The organism is Photobacterium sp. HL06 (assembly GCF_059552575.1).
Genome location: NZ_CM183914.1, coordinates 3701693 through 3716681 on the forward strand (window position 1 = coordinate 3701693; position 14989 = coordinate 3716681).

General features: G+C 48.7%; 17 protein-coding genes. 8 read left to right on the plus strand and 9 right to left on the minus strand.

Annotated elements, in window-relative coordinates; all coding sequences use genetic code 11:
- The first annotated feature begins 63 nt into the window (after window positions 1–63).
- Window positions 64–441: a Co2+/Mg2+ efflux facilitator ApaG/CorD gene (apaG, locus tag AC51G0_RS16635; protein WP_496301992.1), complete on the plus strand. Its 378-nt coding sequence runs from the start codon at window positions 64–66 to the stop codon at window positions 439–441.
- Window positions 442–449: 8 nt separating this feature from the next.
- The gene (locus AC51G0_RS16640) at window positions 450–1268 is read left to right on the plus strand and encodes a symmetrical bis(5'-nucleosyl)-tetraphosphatase (protein WP_496299873.1); all 819 of its coding nucleotides are present in this window, start codon (window positions 450–452) and stop codon (window positions 1266–1268) included.
- Between the two features lie 143 nt (window positions 1269–1411).
- On the opposite strand, the gene folA is transcribed toward AC51G0_RS16640, so the two are convergent.
- The 7 genes from folA to rplU all read right to left on the minus strand — a co-directional run bounded on the left by folA (window position 1412) and on the right by rplU (window position 6176).
- Complete coding sequence (gene folA, locus AC51G0_RS16645; protein ID WP_496301993.1) at window positions 1412–1894, minus strand: type 3 dihydrofolate reductase; 483 nt, start codon at window positions 1892–1894, stop codon at window positions 1412–1414.
- 17 nt (window positions 1895–1911) lie between these two features.
- The gene (locus tag AC51G0_RS16650; protein ID WP_496299874.1) at window positions 1912–2385 is read right to left on the minus strand and encodes a threonine/serine exporter family protein; all 474 of its coding nucleotides are present in this window, start codon (window positions 2383–2385) and stop codon (window positions 1912–1914) included.
- Window positions 2382–3185, minus strand: a complete 804-nt coding sequence (locus tag AC51G0_RS16655; RefSeq protein ID WP_496299875.1) for a threonine/serine exporter family protein — start codon at window positions 3183–3185, stop codon at window positions 2382–2384. The genes AC51G0_RS16650 and AC51G0_RS16655 overlap by 4 nt, the downstream gene beginning before the upstream one ends.
- Before the next feature lie 146 nt (window positions 3186–3331).
- Window positions 3332–4507 carry an Obg family GTPase CgtA gene (gene cgtA / locus AC51G0_RS16660; RefSeq protein ID WP_496299876.1) on the minus strand — a complete coding sequence of 392 codons (1176 nt, stop codon included), beginning with the start codon at window positions 4505–4507 and terminating at the stop codon, window positions 3332–3334.
- Window positions 4508–4597: 90 nt separating this feature from the next.
- A complete protein-coding gene (locus AC51G0_RS16665) occupies window positions 4598–5524 on the minus strand; it encodes a DMT family transporter (RefSeq protein ID WP_496299877.1) in 927 nt (308 codons plus the stop codon).
- Window positions 5525–5588: 64 nt separating this feature from the next.
- A complete protein-coding gene (gene rpmA / locus AC51G0_RS16670; RefSeq protein ID WP_128785460.1) occupies window positions 5589–5846 on the minus strand; it encodes a 50S ribosomal protein L27 in 258 nt (85 codons plus the stop codon).
- A gap of 18 nt (window positions 5847–5864) precedes the next feature.
- Window positions 5865–6176, minus strand: a complete 312-nt coding sequence (rplU, locus tag AC51G0_RS16675) for a 50S ribosomal protein L21 (protein ID WP_036825723.1) — start codon at window positions 6174–6176, stop codon at window positions 5865–5867.
- Between the two features lie 459 nt (window positions 6177–6635).
- On the opposite strand from rplU, the gene ispB reads away from it, so the two are divergent.
- Together ispB and AC51G0_RS16685 are read left to right on the plus strand one after the other, a co-directional pair.
- Window positions 6636–7607: an octaprenyl diphosphate synthase gene (ispB, locus tag AC51G0_RS16680; RefSeq protein WP_496299878.1), complete on the plus strand. Its 972-nt coding sequence runs from the start codon at window positions 6636–6638 to the stop codon at window positions 7605–7607.
- Between the two features lie 131 nt (window positions 7608–7738).
- On the plus strand, window positions 7739–7930 hold the full coding sequence (locus tag AC51G0_RS16685; protein WP_496299879.1) for a hypothetical protein: 192 nt from the start codon (window positions 7739–7741) through the stop codon (window positions 7928–7930).
- Window positions 7931–8009: 79 nt separating this feature from the next.
- On the opposite strand, the gene mdh is transcribed toward AC51G0_RS16685, so the two are convergent.
- Window positions 8010–8948: a malate dehydrogenase gene (gene mdh / locus AC51G0_RS16690; RefSeq protein ID WP_496299880.1), complete on the minus strand. Its 939-nt coding sequence runs from the start codon at window positions 8946–8948 to the stop codon at window positions 8010–8012.
- Between the two features lie 388 nt (window positions 8949–9336).
- Here mdh and argR point away from each other — a divergent pair, with 388 nt between their 5' ends.
- The 4 genes from argR to AC51G0_RS16710 all read left to right on the plus strand — a co-directional run bounded on the left by argR (window position 9337) and on the right by AC51G0_RS16710 (window position 14304).
- Window positions 9337–9807 carry a transcriptional regulator ArgR gene (gene argR, locus AC51G0_RS16695; RefSeq protein WP_496299881.1) on the plus strand — a complete coding sequence of 157 codons (471 nt, stop codon included), beginning with the start codon at window positions 9337–9339 and terminating at the stop codon, window positions 9805–9807.
- Between the two features lie 290 nt (window positions 9808–10097).
- Window positions 10098–11066, plus strand: a complete 969-nt coding sequence (locus AC51G0_RS16700) for a TAXI family TRAP transporter solute-binding subunit (RefSeq protein WP_496299882.1) — start codon at window positions 10098–10100, stop codon at window positions 11064–11066.
- A 131-nt stretch (window positions 11067–11197) separates the two neighbouring features.
- The gene (locus AC51G0_RS16705) at window positions 11198–13774 is read left to right on the plus strand and encodes a TRAP transporter permease (protein ID WP_496299883.1); all 2577 of its coding nucleotides are present in this window, start codon (window positions 11198–11200) and stop codon (window positions 13772–13774) included.
- A gap of 77 nt (window positions 13775–13851) precedes the next feature.
- Window positions 13852–14304, plus strand: coding sequence for a universal stress protein (locus AC51G0_RS16710; RefSeq protein ID WP_496299884.1), 453 nt, complete (start codon window positions 13852–13854; stop codon window positions 14302–14304).
- A gap of 67 nt (window positions 14305–14371) precedes the next feature.
- On the opposite strand, the gene AC51G0_RS16715 is transcribed toward AC51G0_RS16710, so the two are convergent.
- Entirely contained in the window at window positions 14372–14989 is a 618-nt protein-coding gene (locus tag AC51G0_RS16715; protein ID WP_496301994.1) for a flavin prenyltransferase UbiX, read from the minus strand.

Below are 14989 nucleotides of genomic sequence, written 5' to 3' on the forward strand. Positions count from 1 at the left end.
TGTCAGGGTTCAGCCTGCTCTAGCCCTGACAAGCTGCTAACGAAAGGAAGCAATACATTGACGATGAACGCTATCCCCACAATTAAGTGCAGAGTGGTTACCCACTACATCGAAGACCAATCTGAACCTGAAAACCAGCGCTATGTGTTCTCGTATACTATTACAATCTGCAACTTGGGTAATGGTGAGGCACAGCTACTGAACCGTCACTGGTTGATCACTGACGCCAACGGTAAAAAGCTGGTTATCGACGGTGAAGGCGTCGTTGGTGAGCAGCCCAAAATTGCGGCTAATGATGAATACACGTACACCAGCGGTACCATTATCGAAACCCCGCTCGGGGTGATGCAGGGTCACTATGTCATGATCAATGAACAGGGAGACGAGTTCAAAGCCGAAATTTCCCCATTCCGGTTATCTATTCCCAATATTCTTCACTGAGGCTCCTTATGTCGACTTACCTTGTCGGTGATATTCAAGGCTGCTTTGACGATCTCTGTGATCTGCTTGAGCAAGCCCAATTTGATCCGCATCACGATGAGCTATGGTTAGCAGGCGATCTCGTTGCTCGTGGTCCAAAATCACTAGAAACACTGCGCTTTGTCAAAGAGTTAGGCAATAAGGCAACCACCGTGCTGGGCAACCACGACCTACACCTACTGGCTGTAGCCAGTGGCCTTGCCAAGGTAAAAAGCCGAGATAAAATTCAGCCAATCCTCGATGCTCCCGACCGGGAAGAGCTGCTTGAATGGCTACGTCAACAACCCTTGCTGGCAGAACACCCCCAGCTTCCGTTTGTCATGACACATGCAGGTATTTCCCCTCAATGGGATCTGTCTACAGCCCGCCAACAAGCTAAACACGTCGAAACCTGCCTTCGAAGTGATGACTATCAGTGGCTGCTAAAAAACATGTATGGCAACGGCCCTGATTATTGGAGTCCGGATCTGGTCGGGATAGACCAATACCGCTATACAATCAATGCCTTCACCCGAATGCGTTTTTGCTACCCGGATGGCAGGCTTGATATGGATTGCAAACTGTCGCCTGAACATGCAGAAGCCGGACAGCTCAAGCCGTGGTTTGATCTGCCAAGGCAGCCGCCGCTCGGCAAAAAAGTGATCTTTGGCCACTGGGCAGCTCTGATGGGTCATGAAGATCAGCATGTCATCGGCTTGGACACTGGATGCGTCTGGGGCAATAGCATGACACTGCTACGATGGGAAGATGGGGCTCGCTTCGAGAAGGCGTGCCCGGTTTATGCGTGAAGCGTCGTAAATAGTAAAAAATGAAAAGCGAGAGTCAACCAACTCTCGCTTTTTTCTCGGCGCGCAGCGTAACTCGCTTCAGAGGCGAAGTCTCATACGCCTCTTGCACAAAGTGTAAATACGCTTCCTATGCGAAGCATATCTTAAAGGCGGTCAAGAATAACAAAGCGCATGTTGTGGGCATTTTTGTCATCAGCCTGGTACGTTTCGCTATGAACCTCATTCCAATCAGAGCCCCAGTCAGGGAAGCAGGTATCCCCTTCGACATCGAGTTCAATAAATGTCAGGTACAAGCGATCGGCTTCTGGCAGGCAAGCGGCGTAGATACTGCCACCGCCGATGATCATCAGCTCTTCAACATCTCCAGCAGCTAATTTGGCAGCTTCAATATTGGCAACAACCGTCACGCCCTCAGCGTTAAACCCGGGATTTCTGCTGATCACGATATTCTGGCGACCTGGTAGCGGGCGACCGATAGACTCAAACGTCTTGCGTCCCATCACAATTGGCTTACCCAGCGTGGATTGCTTAAACCAGGCAAAATCTGCAGGCAAGTGCCAAGGCATCGCGTTGTCCTTACCAATCACTCGATCATTGGCCATCGCAGCGATCATACTGATCTTCATCATGTCCCCTTCAAAAACTAAACCACCGGACGGCGACGATAAAACAATAGCCCAGGCATTGCCAGCCCTATTGCCAGCGCAGCAACAATAAATACGGCCTTGATAACATTCTCCAGCAACAGTGCCCACAGCTCGGCACTAAAACCCAGGTGGTTGATTTCTACCAGTGCAATCATTGCCTTAAAGGCAAATACACCGGGAACCATTGGGATCATCGCGGCCACCGTAAACACTTTCGGATGGGCGAGGAAACGGTGTGACCAATGGACACCAATCATCCCCACCAAGGTTGCCGCCCCCAAAGTGGCCCACTCAATCGGTACACCCCAGTGCATCAGGACAAAACGGCTACCGTGGCCCAGCGCACCACCAATCGCACAGTACTTAAGGGCTTTTTGTGGCACATTAAACACCAAGGCAAAGCCAACCGCCGGGATCATGGCAAAAAACATGTCATTGAGCAGTGCCACTAAAAAATCAAGAGTCATCATGATAGCCACCCCCAGACACCAAGCACATTCATTGCCGCGACAATCCCCATACTCGTCGACAAGGTAAGTAAGGTCGCCATCGTCCAGCGGGCTATTCCCATGTTCACATACCCTTTCACCATATCGGATATGGCGTTGATCAGTGGAAAACCGGGTACCAGCATCAAGACAGAAGAGGCCATGGCCAAAAATGGCGCCTCACCAATCTGATATACCTGGCCAAAGCCAGAAATAAGTGTTGTCACAAACGCTGTTACGCCAAAATTAACCAGTGGGTTGAAATGGCAGTGTGCAATTTCCTGTCGTACAAACATCCCGACAGAAGAAGCAAAAAAAGTAAGGAAGAAAACTGGCCAATCGGCACCGGCCAAGCGGCTAAAGGAGGCACATGACAACCCGATCATCACAATAACCAAGAAACGGTTATAACGTAGCGGTTTGATCTTTTCCAAACGCTGATGGACCGCCTCTACCCCCAGCAGCCCTCGCTCGGCCATAATACACACCCGCTGGATCTCGGTGACCACCTGCATATTGATCCCGCGATCCTGACAGCGGCGCGTCGTCGTGATACACCGCCCATGACTCAATGTCGTGATCACCATTGAGCTGGCTGACAATGACACCTCGACACTTTCCACACCCAGCGCCAACCCCAGCCGGCAGGTAACATCCGTCACCAATGTACTTTCAGCTCCATGCTGAAGCAAACGCTGGCCAGCCAATACTGCCAGCCTCGATATTTCCCGTTGCTGTGGCTCTGTTAACGTTCCCTGTAACGGCTCCGCCTCACTTACCATTTCCTTCCCTCTGAATAAGTTCTCAAATACCCAACAGCGCAATTATCAGACAATTAATAATCCACTGCGTTGACTAGACACAAAAAAGCCGCTCTGAAAAGCGGCTTTCTGCTAGGCTGACACAATGACGGTACTTACGGCGTCGATTATGGCTTGTAGATGATCTCTACATCATAATCGTCTTCGTTCCAGTCATCCCAATCATCGTCGTCGTCATCACTGTTTTCGGCTTTCTTCAGCTGCTCTTCGTGATAATCATCCCACTTAAACTCAACTTTTTCAGTCTTCTCTTCTTCCTCAACAATTTGCTCTCTAGGAAGTTGCTCGATGAATTCCATTAAGTCATAAGTCAGCTCTTTGGTACCCATACGGGTTAGGCCAGAGATACAGTAGTAATCCCCCTCCCACGCCAACGCTTCCAAAATCTCTTCGATCTTCGCTTGTGCGTCTTCTTCTGAAAGAAGATCGACTTTGTTGAAGATGATCCAGCGTGGCTTGTTCGCTAACTTGTCGCTGTATTTATCCAGCTCATTTAAGATAGTGAAAGCATTCTCAATCGGATCTGAACCATCGATTGGTAGCAGATCAATCATGTGTAATAGTACGCGACAGCGCTCTAGGTGTTTCAGGAAGCGAATACCCAAGCCAGCGCCATCAGCAGCACCTTCAATCAAGCCTGGGATATCAGCAACAACAAAGCTACGGTCAGAATCGACGCGTACAACACCTAGGCTTGGAACCAAGGTTGTGAACGGGTAATCCGCTACTTTTGGCTTCGCCGCGGATACAGAGCGAATGAACGTTGATTTACCCGCATTCGGTAGGCCCAACATCCCCACATCAGCAAGAAGCAACAGCTCAAGGCGAAGGTGACGGATCTCACCTTTACTACCCATTGTTTTCTGACGAGGAGCTCGGTTTACTGACGATTTAAAGCGCGTGTTACCCAAGCCATGGAAACCGCCCTTGGCTACCATGATCTTCATGCCATGCTGGGTCAGATCGGCAATCACTTCGCCAGTTTCTTCATCAATAGCGCGAGTACCGACAGGAACCGTGAGAACCTTATCTTCGCCTCGTTTACCGGTACAGTTACCACCACGGCCATTTTCGCCACGCACTGCAGCATGGAATCGTTCAAAGCGATAATCGATCAGAGTATTGACGTTTTCATCGGCTAGTAGATAAACATCACCACCATCACCACCGTCACCACCGTCAGGACCACCTTTAGGTATATACTTTTCAGTACGGAAACTAACGGTACCGTTACCACCGTCACCAGCATCAGCTCGAATTACCGCTTCATCTACAAACTTCATTTCTTTCTCCGCGCTATGGCGTTAAAACGTCTCGACCAGGTCACGTCAGCAATTTCCCGGAAGCTATTAACTAATTGTAATTGACCTTGACTATTTATGCTGCCTGATAAACTTATGGCCAATGGCACAAAACATCGCGCCACTTACCACAACCATAGCGCCGACATAGCCCAGAACATTCAGGGCAGCGGCAGCAAAAAACTGTGGCCAGATCAAGCTGGCAAGGTCGACAAATATAATTGTAAACAAGGGAGCCAGGGTGATCACCGCACTCACTTGCGAGGCCTGCCAGCGTGCCATTGCTTCAGCAAAGGCGCCATAGCCGACCAAGGTATTAATACAGCAGAACATCAACATGCCCAGCTGTCTCGAATCCATCAACAGGATCTGCTCTGGAGATGCCAATGGCGTCAGCATCACGGCACAGATCATATAGATCATCAGTAAGATCTGGGGTGAGCTAAAATGCCTTAGCATCACTTTCTGGGCCAGGCCATAGATCACCCATACCAGCGCAGCCAATACTGCGAGCATCACGCCCTGAGTATAACCTGTAAAACTGGTAAACAGTTCAACCAGCCGTTCATTGAAAAACAGCAACAAGCCTAGCATCAGGCACGCTACACCAACAATCTGGTGTACTCCCAGCTTCTCTTTAAACAGCCAAACGCTGGACAGTAATAATATGACCGGTGCCAGCTGGATGATCACCTGTACAACAGGCGGGTTAAGGTATTCCAATGCGCTGTTAAACAGTACAAAGTTACCCGCCAAGCCAAGGCTCGCCAACAACAGGATGCCACATTCGGCCACCCTTAAAGTTCGAGCTCGAGGTAGTTGCTTACGCCAATACAGCCATAACCCTAAACCAATCGAAGCCGTTACAAAGCGATACCAAACAATGGTGAATGGTTCCATCACTTCGACAGCTTGTTTCATTGCTATGGGCAATGCGCCCCAAAATAATGCCGTCATTAACGCCAGCAATATTCCTGCAGTCGGGTTCTGATTCGGCATAAACCCTTCCATAACAAAAAGCCCCGCCAGTAGGCAGGGCTTTAAAATTCATTTCGAGGCTAAATTATTCAGCTTCGATAGAAATGAATTTACGGTTCTTAGGACCTTTAACTTCGAACTTCACTTTACCGTCAGATAGAGCGAATAGAGTGTGGTCTTTACCGCAACCTACGTTGTTACCAGCGTGGAATTTAGTACCACGTTGACGAACGATGATGTTACCTGCAAGTACAGATTCGCCACCGAAACGTTTAACACCTAGGCGTTTGCTTTCTGAATCGCGGCCGTTACGAGTAGAACCGCCAGCTTTTTTGTGTGCCATCTTTAAATTCTCCTGTTATTAAGCGCTGATGCCAGTGATTTTGACTTCAGTGAACCACTGACGGTGGCCCGCTTGCTTACGAGAGTGCTTACGACGACGGAACTTAACGATTTTAACTTTATCGCCACGACCGTGAGTAACAACTTCAGCAGTTACTTTACCGCCAGCTACGAAAGGTGCGCCTACAGTTACTTCTTCGCCGTTAGCTACAAGAAGAACTGAATCAAATTCAACGCTAGCACCAGTTTCTGCGTCTAGTTTTTCTAAGCGTAGGGTCTGGCCTTCGCTTACACGGTGTTGTTTACCACCACTTTGGAAAACAGCGTACATGTCTTACTCCGCTTGTCCGCATAGGCCATTAGCCACTTAATTTTTGGGCTATGGGTATGCGCTTAATCTTGTCATCAATAGGGCGCGAATGTTACGCGAAAACGGGACTTCTGGCAACCCATTAAGCGAAGAAAATTGGTGAAAAGCTAGCCACTAATGAAAGTCCCTGATTTAAACGTAAACGAGGTTATGAAGATAGCGGGGTTTTAGTGTAATATTCGATAATTATTTTTGATACCGATTCACAAAAGTAGCTAAATAATTCAAAGCCTGACAGGCTGTTCAATGTGCAAGGTACGCTACAGCTCATCGTAGCAGTTTTCGGATAAGCATCACGTATAATAAAGCCGATGACCTTTGCATATGCCCTACAGCCAGTGCTTGATGTCAGTTATTTATTGTAAATTGGTACACTTAACATTTCCGCCTGGTGCGGCAAACAATTTTGCTGGATGTACAATGGATTTCAAAGCTATCCAAGCGCTTTCTGCCAATGACATGGCGGAGGTTGACGCGAAGATACTGGCGCAGCTGGATTCAGATGTGGCCTTAATCAATCAACTCGGTTTTTACATTGTCAGTGGTGGCGGGAAACGCCTGCGTCCTATGCTGGCCGTCTTGGCTGCCCGCGCCCTTGGCTATGAAGGTAACAAGCACACGACTGCCGCGGCATTTATCGAGTTTACTCATACCGCAACACTGCTTCACGATGATGTTGTCGATGAATCGGATATGCGCCGTGGCAAGGCAACGGCCAATGCTATGTTTGGTAATGCAGCCAGTGTATTGGTCGGTGATTACATCTACACCCGCTCTTTCCAGATGATGACCAGCCTACGATCCCTGCGGATCCTGGACATCATGAGTGAAGCCGTTAATGTGATCGCCGAAGGTGAAGTGCAGCAGCTGATGAACTGCAATGATCCGGAAACCACCGAAGATAACTATATGCAGGTTATCTACTCAAAAACAGCCCGCTTGTTCGAGGCTGCAACACAGGTAGCAGCTATTCTTGCTGAGGCGCCAGAGCGTGTCGAAGTGGCCCTACAAGACTACGGCCGCTATCTGGGTACGGCTTTCCAGCTAATCGACGATGTATTGGATTACAATGCCGACGGTGAGGAAATGGGTAAAAATGTCGGTGATGATCTTGCCGAAGGCAAGCCCACCCTACCCCTGCTCCATGCCATGCACCATGGTAACGACGAGCAAGCTGCAATGATCCGTGAAGCGATTGAAAAAGGCAACGGCCTTGACAAGCTTGAACCGATCCTGGCCTGTATGCGCGAAGTCGGCTCACTGGAATATACCCAGCTGCGTGCCGAAGAAGAAGCAGAAAAAGCCATTGCCTGTTTATCTGTAGTTCCTGATTCTGATTATAAAGAGGCGCTGGTTGCTCTGGCTCACCTGGCGGTCAAGCGCACCAAGTAACATCTAGTCCTATTGGCTTACCGAACAAGCCTGCCTCGCGCAGGCTTTTTTGATCTTCGCGCAACCAAAGAAGGATCTTCACCTTGTTCTATAGTTAAGGAAGATCCTTGTGATCCTAATGGAGGTCGGTTATGCAAGCCAAAGATCTAAAACCGGGAATGTGGGTGGAATGCCAGCAAGGTGTTGCGGAAGTGATTGTTGTTGATCAGGAACATAATACCGCCATCATCGAGAATATGAGTGATCACAAACGTATCAATATAAACTGCTCTGATATAAAAGAGCAGCCCCAGCTACATACCGGGTGTGACAGCTACTATTAACCTTGTTTTCACCGAAAGAGGTTCTTCCAGACATAAAAAAAGCGGCCAATGGCCGCTTTTTCAATATCAGCAGTACAGCTTACTGTGCTGCAAATTCTTCACCTTTGGTGATATCGCCATGCAGGGTATCCAGCATGCTTTCCAGCGCATCTTGTTCAAACGCACTTAGCTTGCCGTAATCAAGCACTTCTTCTACACCATCTTTGCCTAGAAGAACTGGCTGGGCGAAGAAGCGGGCATGTTTGCCTTCGCCTTCAACGTAAGCACATTCAACAACACTTTCTTCACCCTGAAGCGCACGTACCAGAGCAAGACCAAAACGGCATGCCGCCTGGCCCATAGACAACGTCGCTGAGCCGCCACCGGCTTTCGCTTCTACTACTTCAGTACCGGCATTCTGAATACGCGGCGTCAATGCTTTGATTTCTTCTTCGGTGAACTCAACACCTTCAACCTGTGAAAGCAGAGGAAGAATGGTTACACCAGAGTGGCCACCAATAACCGGTACACGTACCTGGCCTGGATCGATATCTTTTAGCTCTGCCACAAAGGTTTCAGAACGGATCACATCCAGTGTCGTCACACCGAACAGTCTACGCTTGTCATAAACACCAGCTTTTTTCAGTACGTCCGCTGCGATTGCCACTGTCGTGTTTACTGGGTTCGTAATGATACCCACGCAAGCTTTCGGGCATACCACGGCGATTTTTTCTGCCAGTGACTTAACGATGCCCGCATTGACATTGAACAGATCCGCACGGTCCATACCCGGCTTACGTGCAACACCTGCAGAAATCAAAACAACATCAGCACCTTCCAGTGCAGGAGTCGGATCTTCACCACCATAACCTTTAATCGAAACTGGCGTAGGGATATGGCTAAGATCGGCTGCAACACCCGGAGTGACCGGAGCGATGTCGTACAGCGCCAAATCAGAGCCTGCAGGCAGGCGGTTTTTCAGAAGCAGAGCCAGAGCCTGGCCGATACCGCCAGCAGCGCCAATTACAGCAACTTTCATGTTCGTTCTCCTTTACGATAGAAGTATATTTTTTTCAGACCTAATACCAATCAAATGAAATCACAGTTTAGTTATAAGTTAGCTATGATAATGATTTCATTTGATTGGCTTTGATGACGTTATAGCAACAAATAATGAAATACAATCAAACCCAACCAGCTTTGCGACGTCACGCATAGCCAAGAATAAAATGTGCTACATACGTATAACATTTCTCAATGACTGTTGCAGCCACCTACATAATAACAGGGCATATTTGAATAAATAATTATTCATCCAAAGCCACTATAATGGTGACTGATACACCAGTTTCCGTGAACACGGTTTGCTACCTGCCTGAGGGTTATGCAAGAATACGACACCTCGTCCCTGTATATGAAATTTACTTATGCGAAATTCAGATAAACAAGAGCGCTTAGTCAAAGCATTCAAAGCCATTCTAAAAGAAGAAAAATTCAGCTCCCAAGGTGAAATTGTTGACGCCTTGAAAGCTCAGGGGTTCGACAATATCAACCAATCAAAAGTCTCTCGCATGCTAACGAAGTTTGGTGCGGTTCGCACCCGCAATGCGAAGATGGAAATGGTCTACTGCCTGCCCGTAGAGCTTGGTGTACCAACCACCAGCAGCCCACTAAAAGAACTCGTTATGGAGATCGATTTTAACAGTGCGCTGGTAGTTATTCATACTGGTCCTGGCGCTGCTCAAGTTATTGCCCGTCTATTAGATTCGCTAGGTAAAGCTGAAGGGATTTTGGGCGTAGTCGCCGGTGACGATACGATTTTCATTACCCCAACTAACACCATCTCTACCGAAGAATTATACGATTCTGTCTGCGAACTTTTCGACTACAGCAGCTAAAAATATCCCGATCCTCTCTCTCTGTAAATGAGAGAGAGCTCACATTAAGACAAACTTTCGTAAATTGTACATTTTCAATACAAGTGTATGATTGATATAAATAATTATTCCTCTTTATTTATTTCCTCACCATTTTTACCGCGATAAAATCGCAAACAACCATTAACATAATTTCAAATTCCATAGTCTCTTTTGTTATCATCGCTTTGATTTGCTTAAGCAAATATGCCTTTTCCACCGATGGAAAACATTTCCATACTGGAGATAACAACAATTAGGAAGGGACAAACATGGCATTAAGACAACTTGTTAAAATCAGTGCTTTAGCCGCTGTAGTTATGACTAGCGGCATGGCCAGTGCCCAGAACTTCATCACGATTGGTACCGGCTCAGTCACCGGGGTTTACTACCCAACGGGTGGCGCAATCTGTAAGCTCGTTAACAAAGATCGCAAGCAGCATAATGTTCGCTGCTCGGTAGAGTCCACTGGTGGTTCTATCTATAACGTCAATACCATGCGTGCCGGTGAGCTGGACTTTGGTGTTGTTCAGTCAGACTGGCAGTACCACGGCTATAACGGTACCAGCAAGTTCAAAGAGCAAGGTGCCTATAAGAAACTGCGTGCCGTGTTCTCACTTCACACTGAACCGTTCACAATCATTGCCCGTGCCGACTCTGGTATCAACGGCGTTGCCGATCTGAAGGGCAAGCGTGTCAACATTGGTAACCCAGGCTCTGGCGACCGCGCGACCATGGGTGTCGTAATGGATGCAATGGGCTGGACCAATGCCGACTTCAAACTGGCCTCCGAGCTAAAAGGCTCTGAACGCTCCCAGGCACTATGCGATAACAAAATTGATGCATTCGTCTATGTCGTTGGCCATCCAAGCGGTTCAATCAAAGAAGCAACCACATCGTGTGATGCCAAGCTAGTTCCAGCAACTGGTGCTGCTATCGATAAAATCGTTGCTGATAACCCTTACTATGCCAAGAGCACAGTACCGGGTGGTATGTACAAAGGCACCAATGACGATGTAAACAGCTTTGGTGTTGCGGCGACTCTGGTCTCTTCCACCGATGTCTCTGATGACGTTGTTTATGCTCTAGTGAAGGCAGTGTTTGAAAACTTCAACACCTTCAAACGCCTACACCCTGCTTTTGCAAACCTGAACCCAGAAGACATGGTGAAAGACGGCCTGTCAATTCCTCTGCACCCAGGTGCGGTACGCTACTACAAGGAAGTGGGTTACCTGAAGTAACCTTTATTGACTACCTTTATAAGGCACTGGTTGCCACTCATGCGCCGCACAAGCGGCGCATGCTATTTCACCTACCTATAAAAATAATAACATTCTCATTTTTTACCTAGTCCATCGAAGAAGGATTATGCATGACTAAGACAACCGAAGCGTCGACAGATGTGCAGGATATGGTGGCTCAGGCAGACACAGGGGCAAGAAATCCGGTTGGAATGGCCGGACGCATCTTATGGTTCGTTCCGCTCTGTTGGTCACTGTTCCAGCTGTGGTATGCCTCACCATTACCGTTTATTTTTAACTTTGGCGTTTTAAACGATACCGAAGCCCGCTCGATCCATCTGGCGTTTGCTATTTTCCTGGCTTTCACGGCCTATCCGGCATTGAAGCACTCACCAAGAGACCATATCCCAGTTGTTGACTGGCTTCTCGCGCTGGCAGGCAGTTTTTCAGCCGCCTATATCTATCTATTTTATACCGATCTTGCCGGCCGATCAGGTGCACCGACCCAATTTGATATTGTGATTGCCGTTACCGGTATGGTGCTACTACTGGAAGCGACCCGCCGAGCGCTCGGTCCACCACTGATGGTTGTGGCAGCCGTATTTTTGCTGTACACCTTTGGTGGCCCTCACATGCCCGATGTTATCGCCCACAAAGGCGCAAGCCTGAACAAGGCAATGTCGCACATGTGGCTGACAACCGAAGGGGTCTTTGGTATCGCCCTTGGGGTCTCGACCTCTTTCGTCTTCCTGTTTGTGCTATTCGGCGCAATGCTGGAGCGAGCGGGAGCCGGTGCCTACTTCATTAAGGTTGCCTTTTCTTTACTTGGCCACATGCGTGGCGGCCCGGCCAAAGCCGCGGTTGTGGCTTCAGGGTTGTCCGGCTTAGTTTCCGGCTCTTCGATTGCCAACGTGGTAACAACAGGTACCTTCACCATTCCGCTGATGAAAAAAGTCGGCTTTCCCGGCACCAAGGCCGGTGCCGTCGAAGTGGCGGCCTCGACTAACGGCCAGCTGACACCACCAATCATGGGTGCTGCAGCTTTCTTGATGGTGGAGTATGTCGGTATTTCCTATGTTGAAGTAATTAAAGCGGCACTTCTCCCTGCGCTGATCTCTTATATTGCCCTGCTATATATTGTTCACCTTGAGGCCTGCAAAGCAGGCATGACAGGGTTGAAACGCCACTACAAACCGACGTTGGCACAAAGCCTATTGTCATTTAGCGGAACTATCTTAGGCTTAGTGGTACTTAGTGCGGTTGTATATTACGGCATTGGCTGGACCAAGGATGTCTTTGGGGCTGCTGCTACGCCGATGATTGCTGTGATAATCTTGATCTCCTACGTTGCTCTTATAAAGGTTTCAGCCAACTATCAAGACCACTTACTAGAAGATCCGGATGCAGAGCTCACCGAAGTGCCGGATCCGGGTCCTACCATCAAGTCTGGCCTCTACTTCTTGCTACCCATTGTCGTATTGGTTTGGTGTCTAACCGTTGAGCGCTTCTCTCCGGGATTATCCGCCTTCTGGGCCACCGTCTTTATGATCTTTATCTTGCTCACGCAGCGTCCGCTGCTTGCAATGTTCAATAAAGAAAAAACAGTCAGTGAAGCCTCTGCTGAAGGAGTGGTCGATCTACTGGAAAGCCTGGTATCCGGTGCCCGAAATATGATTGGGATCGGTGTTGCTACTGCTGCAGCCGGTATTGTGGTCGGGGTGGTTACCCTTACCGGGATCGGACTGGTCATGACCGACTTTGTCGAGTTTATCTCCGGCGGTAACATTATGCTAATGCTGCTGTTTACCGCAGTGATCAGCTTGGTTCTTGGCATGGGCCTACCAACCACCGCCAACTATATTGTCGTCTCGACTCTGATGGCTCCGGTTATTGTGACCCTAGGTGCGCAGAGTGGCCTGATCATTCCATTGATCGCCGTTCACCTGTTTGTGTTCTACTTTGGTATTCTGGCCGACGATACCCCGCCAGTAGGCCTTGCTGCCTTTGCTGCAGCGGCGATTGCCAAAAGCGATCCTATCCGAACCGGCATCCAAGGGTTTACCTACGATATCCGTACCGCTATTTTGCCGTTTATGTTCATCTTTAATACCCAGCTGCTGATGATGAATATCGATTCCTGGTGGCACCTGTTCTTGACGGTCAGTTCAGCCATCATTGCTATGCTTACCTTCTCGGCAGCTACTCAGGGATGGTGGTTTACCAAAACCAAATGGTGGGAAGTTATTGCCCTGCTACTTATTACCTTCACGTTGTTCCGCCCGGGTTTCTGGTGGGATATGGTCTACCCGGCGAAGCATGAAATGCCAGGTGTCCTGATCGTTGATGCTGCCGACAAGCTGGCTATCGGGCAGCCGCTTGAGCTTCAGGTCAGCGGTGAAAACCTCGAAGGTAAGCAGATCAGCAAACATGTATTGTTGCCATTTGATGAAGATGCTGTCAGTGCCGATGACCGTATTGCATCAACAGGTCTGATGCTGCGCCAGGAAGGCGAAAAAATGCTGGTCGACTTGATTGAATTTGGTAGTCCGGCAGAAGCGGCTGGCATTGACTTTGACTGGGAGATCACCAAAGTCAGCCTACCTGCAGTAAGGCCAATGAAAGAATGGGTATTTGTACCGACCTTGATTTTGCTGGGAGTTTTGGGCTGGAACCAACGCCGACGAGCAAAGCAGCTGTCACGGTCATAAACTCGTATAGGCTTAAACAATACAGGTCTAAACTATAGGGAGAGTTCACTCTCCCTTATAAAATTAATGAGAATAATATGTATAAGCAGATTTTAGTGCCCGTAGATCTCAATGAACATGGTTTTGCAGACAAAGCAGTCGAGCAGGCTGTCTGGCTTGCCAAACAGTCTAATGCCGCCATTCACTTACTGAATGTACTGCCAGGCATTCATATGTCGATGGTGTCGAGCTACTTTCCAAAAGACGCAGCCCGGAAAATGATGCAGGACACCCAGCACCAACTGAAAGAGTTTGCCAATCAACACATTCCGGATGAAGTGGTTCACCACCAACATATTTCAGAAGGAAAGACTTGGACAACCATTCTTGAGCATGCTGAACGCATTGGTGTCGACCTGATCATTTTGCCTAGCCATAAACGCTCTAGGCTCGATAAGGTAATGCTAGGCTCTGTCGCTTCCAAAGTGGTAGAGAACTCGCCAATTAATGTACTGGTGATCAAGCCTCAAGGGCACCTGCAAGACGAGTGATTAGCAACAGCACTCTCTAAATAAAAAAGCCCGCATTGCGGGCTTTTTTATAACATGAAGCGATTTATTATTTACGTTGGTCGTAACCCCAGCGCGGGACAAGCCCCTGCTCGACGCCAAGGTGATCCAGGATCCGCGCCACCATAAAATCAACCAGATCTTCGATGCTCTCAGGCTGATGATAGAAGCCGGGAGCGGCAGGCATAATAGTCACGCCCATCTTTGACAGCTTCAGCATATTTTCCAGGTGCAACGTTGAAAACGGCGTTTCGCGTACTACTAGCAATAGCTGGCCCCGCTCTTTCAGCACCACATCCGCCGCCCGCTCTAGCAGGTTATCAGACATTCCGTGTGCGACAGAGGCCAGCGTGCCTGCCGAACAAGGACAAACCACCATTTGCTTCGGTGCCGCAGAGCCAGAAGCGACGGGCGAGAACCAATCCTCTTTACCACAGACTTCCAGCTTGCTGGCATCGCAATGTAGGTGCTCAACTAATGCTTTTTTCGCGGCTTCCGGGCCCGATGGCAACTTCAGGCCATGTTCAGTGGCCAAAACCACGCGAGCCGCCGATGAGATCAATAAATACACTTGATAGTCTGCAGCCAGTAGGCATTCCAGCAAGCGCAGTCCATAAGGGGCCCCGGAAGCACCAGTCCAAGCAAGGGTTATGCGCTTATCGTGCAT

Excerpts from the sequence above, each read along its gene's own strand:
- apaG (WP_496301992.1), top strand. The coding sequence starts at position 64 with ATGAACGCTATCCCCACAATTAAGTGCAGAGTGGTTACCCACTACATC.
- AC51G0_RS16640 (WP_496299873.1), top strand. The coding sequence starts at position 450 with ATGTCGACTTACCTTGTCGGTGATATTCAAGGCTGCTTTGACGATCTC.
- folA (WP_496301993.1), bottom strand. The coding sequence starts at position 1,894 with ATGAAGATCAGTATGATCGCTGCGATGGCCAATGATCGAGTGATTGGT.
- AC51G0_RS16650 (WP_496299874.1), bottom strand. The coding sequence starts at position 2,385 with ATGATGACTCTTGATTTTTTAGTGGCACTGCTCAATGACATGTTTTTT.
- AC51G0_RS16655 (WP_496299875.1), bottom strand. The coding sequence starts at position 3,185 with ATGGTAAGTGAGGCGGAGCCGTTACAGGGAACGTTAACAGAGCCACAG.
- cgtA (WP_496299876.1), bottom strand. The coding sequence starts at position 4,507 with ATGAAGTTTGTAGATGAAGCGGTAATTCGAGCTGATGCTGGTGACGGT.
- AC51G0_RS16665 (WP_496299877.1), bottom strand. The coding sequence starts at position 5,524 with ATGCCGAATCAGAACCCGACTGCAGGAATATTGCTGGCGTTAATGACG.
- rpmA (WP_128785460.1), bottom strand. The coding sequence starts at position 5,846 with ATGGCACACAAAAAAGCTGGCGGTTCTACTCGTAACGGCCGCGATTCA.
- rplU (WP_036825723.1), bottom strand. The coding sequence starts at position 6,176 with ATGTACGCTGTTTTCCAAAGTGGTGGTAAACAACACCGTGTAAGCGAA.
- ispB (WP_496299878.1), top strand. The coding sequence starts at position 6,636 with ATGGATTTCAAAGCTATCCAAGCGCTTTCTGCCAATGACATGGCGGAG.
- AC51G0_RS16685 (WP_496299879.1), top strand. The coding sequence starts at position 7,739 with ATGCAAGCCAAAGATCTAAAACCGGGAATGTGGGTGGAATGCCAGCAA.
- mdh (WP_496299880.1), bottom strand. The coding sequence starts at position 8,948 with ATGAAAGTTGCTGTAATTGGCGCTGCTGGCGGTATCGGCCAGGCTCTG.
- argR (WP_496299881.1), top strand. The coding sequence starts at position 9,337 with ATGCGAAATTCAGATAAACAAGAGCGCTTAGTCAAAGCATTCAAAGCC.
- AC51G0_RS16700 (WP_496299882.1), top strand. The coding sequence starts at position 10,098 with ATGGCATTAAGACAACTTGTTAAAATCAGTGCTTTAGCCGCTGTAGTT.
- AC51G0_RS16705 (WP_496299883.1), top strand. The coding sequence starts at position 11,198 with ATGACTAAGACAACCGAAGCGTCGACAGATGTGCAGGATATGGTGGCT.
- AC51G0_RS16710 (WP_496299884.1), top strand. The coding sequence starts at position 13,852 with ATGTATAAGCAGATTTTAGTGCCCGTAGATCTCAATGAACATGGTTTT.
- AC51G0_RS16715 (WP_496301994.1), bottom strand. The coding sequence starts at position 14,989 with ATGCACGATAAGCGCATAACCCTTGCTTGGACTGGTGCTTCCGGGGCC.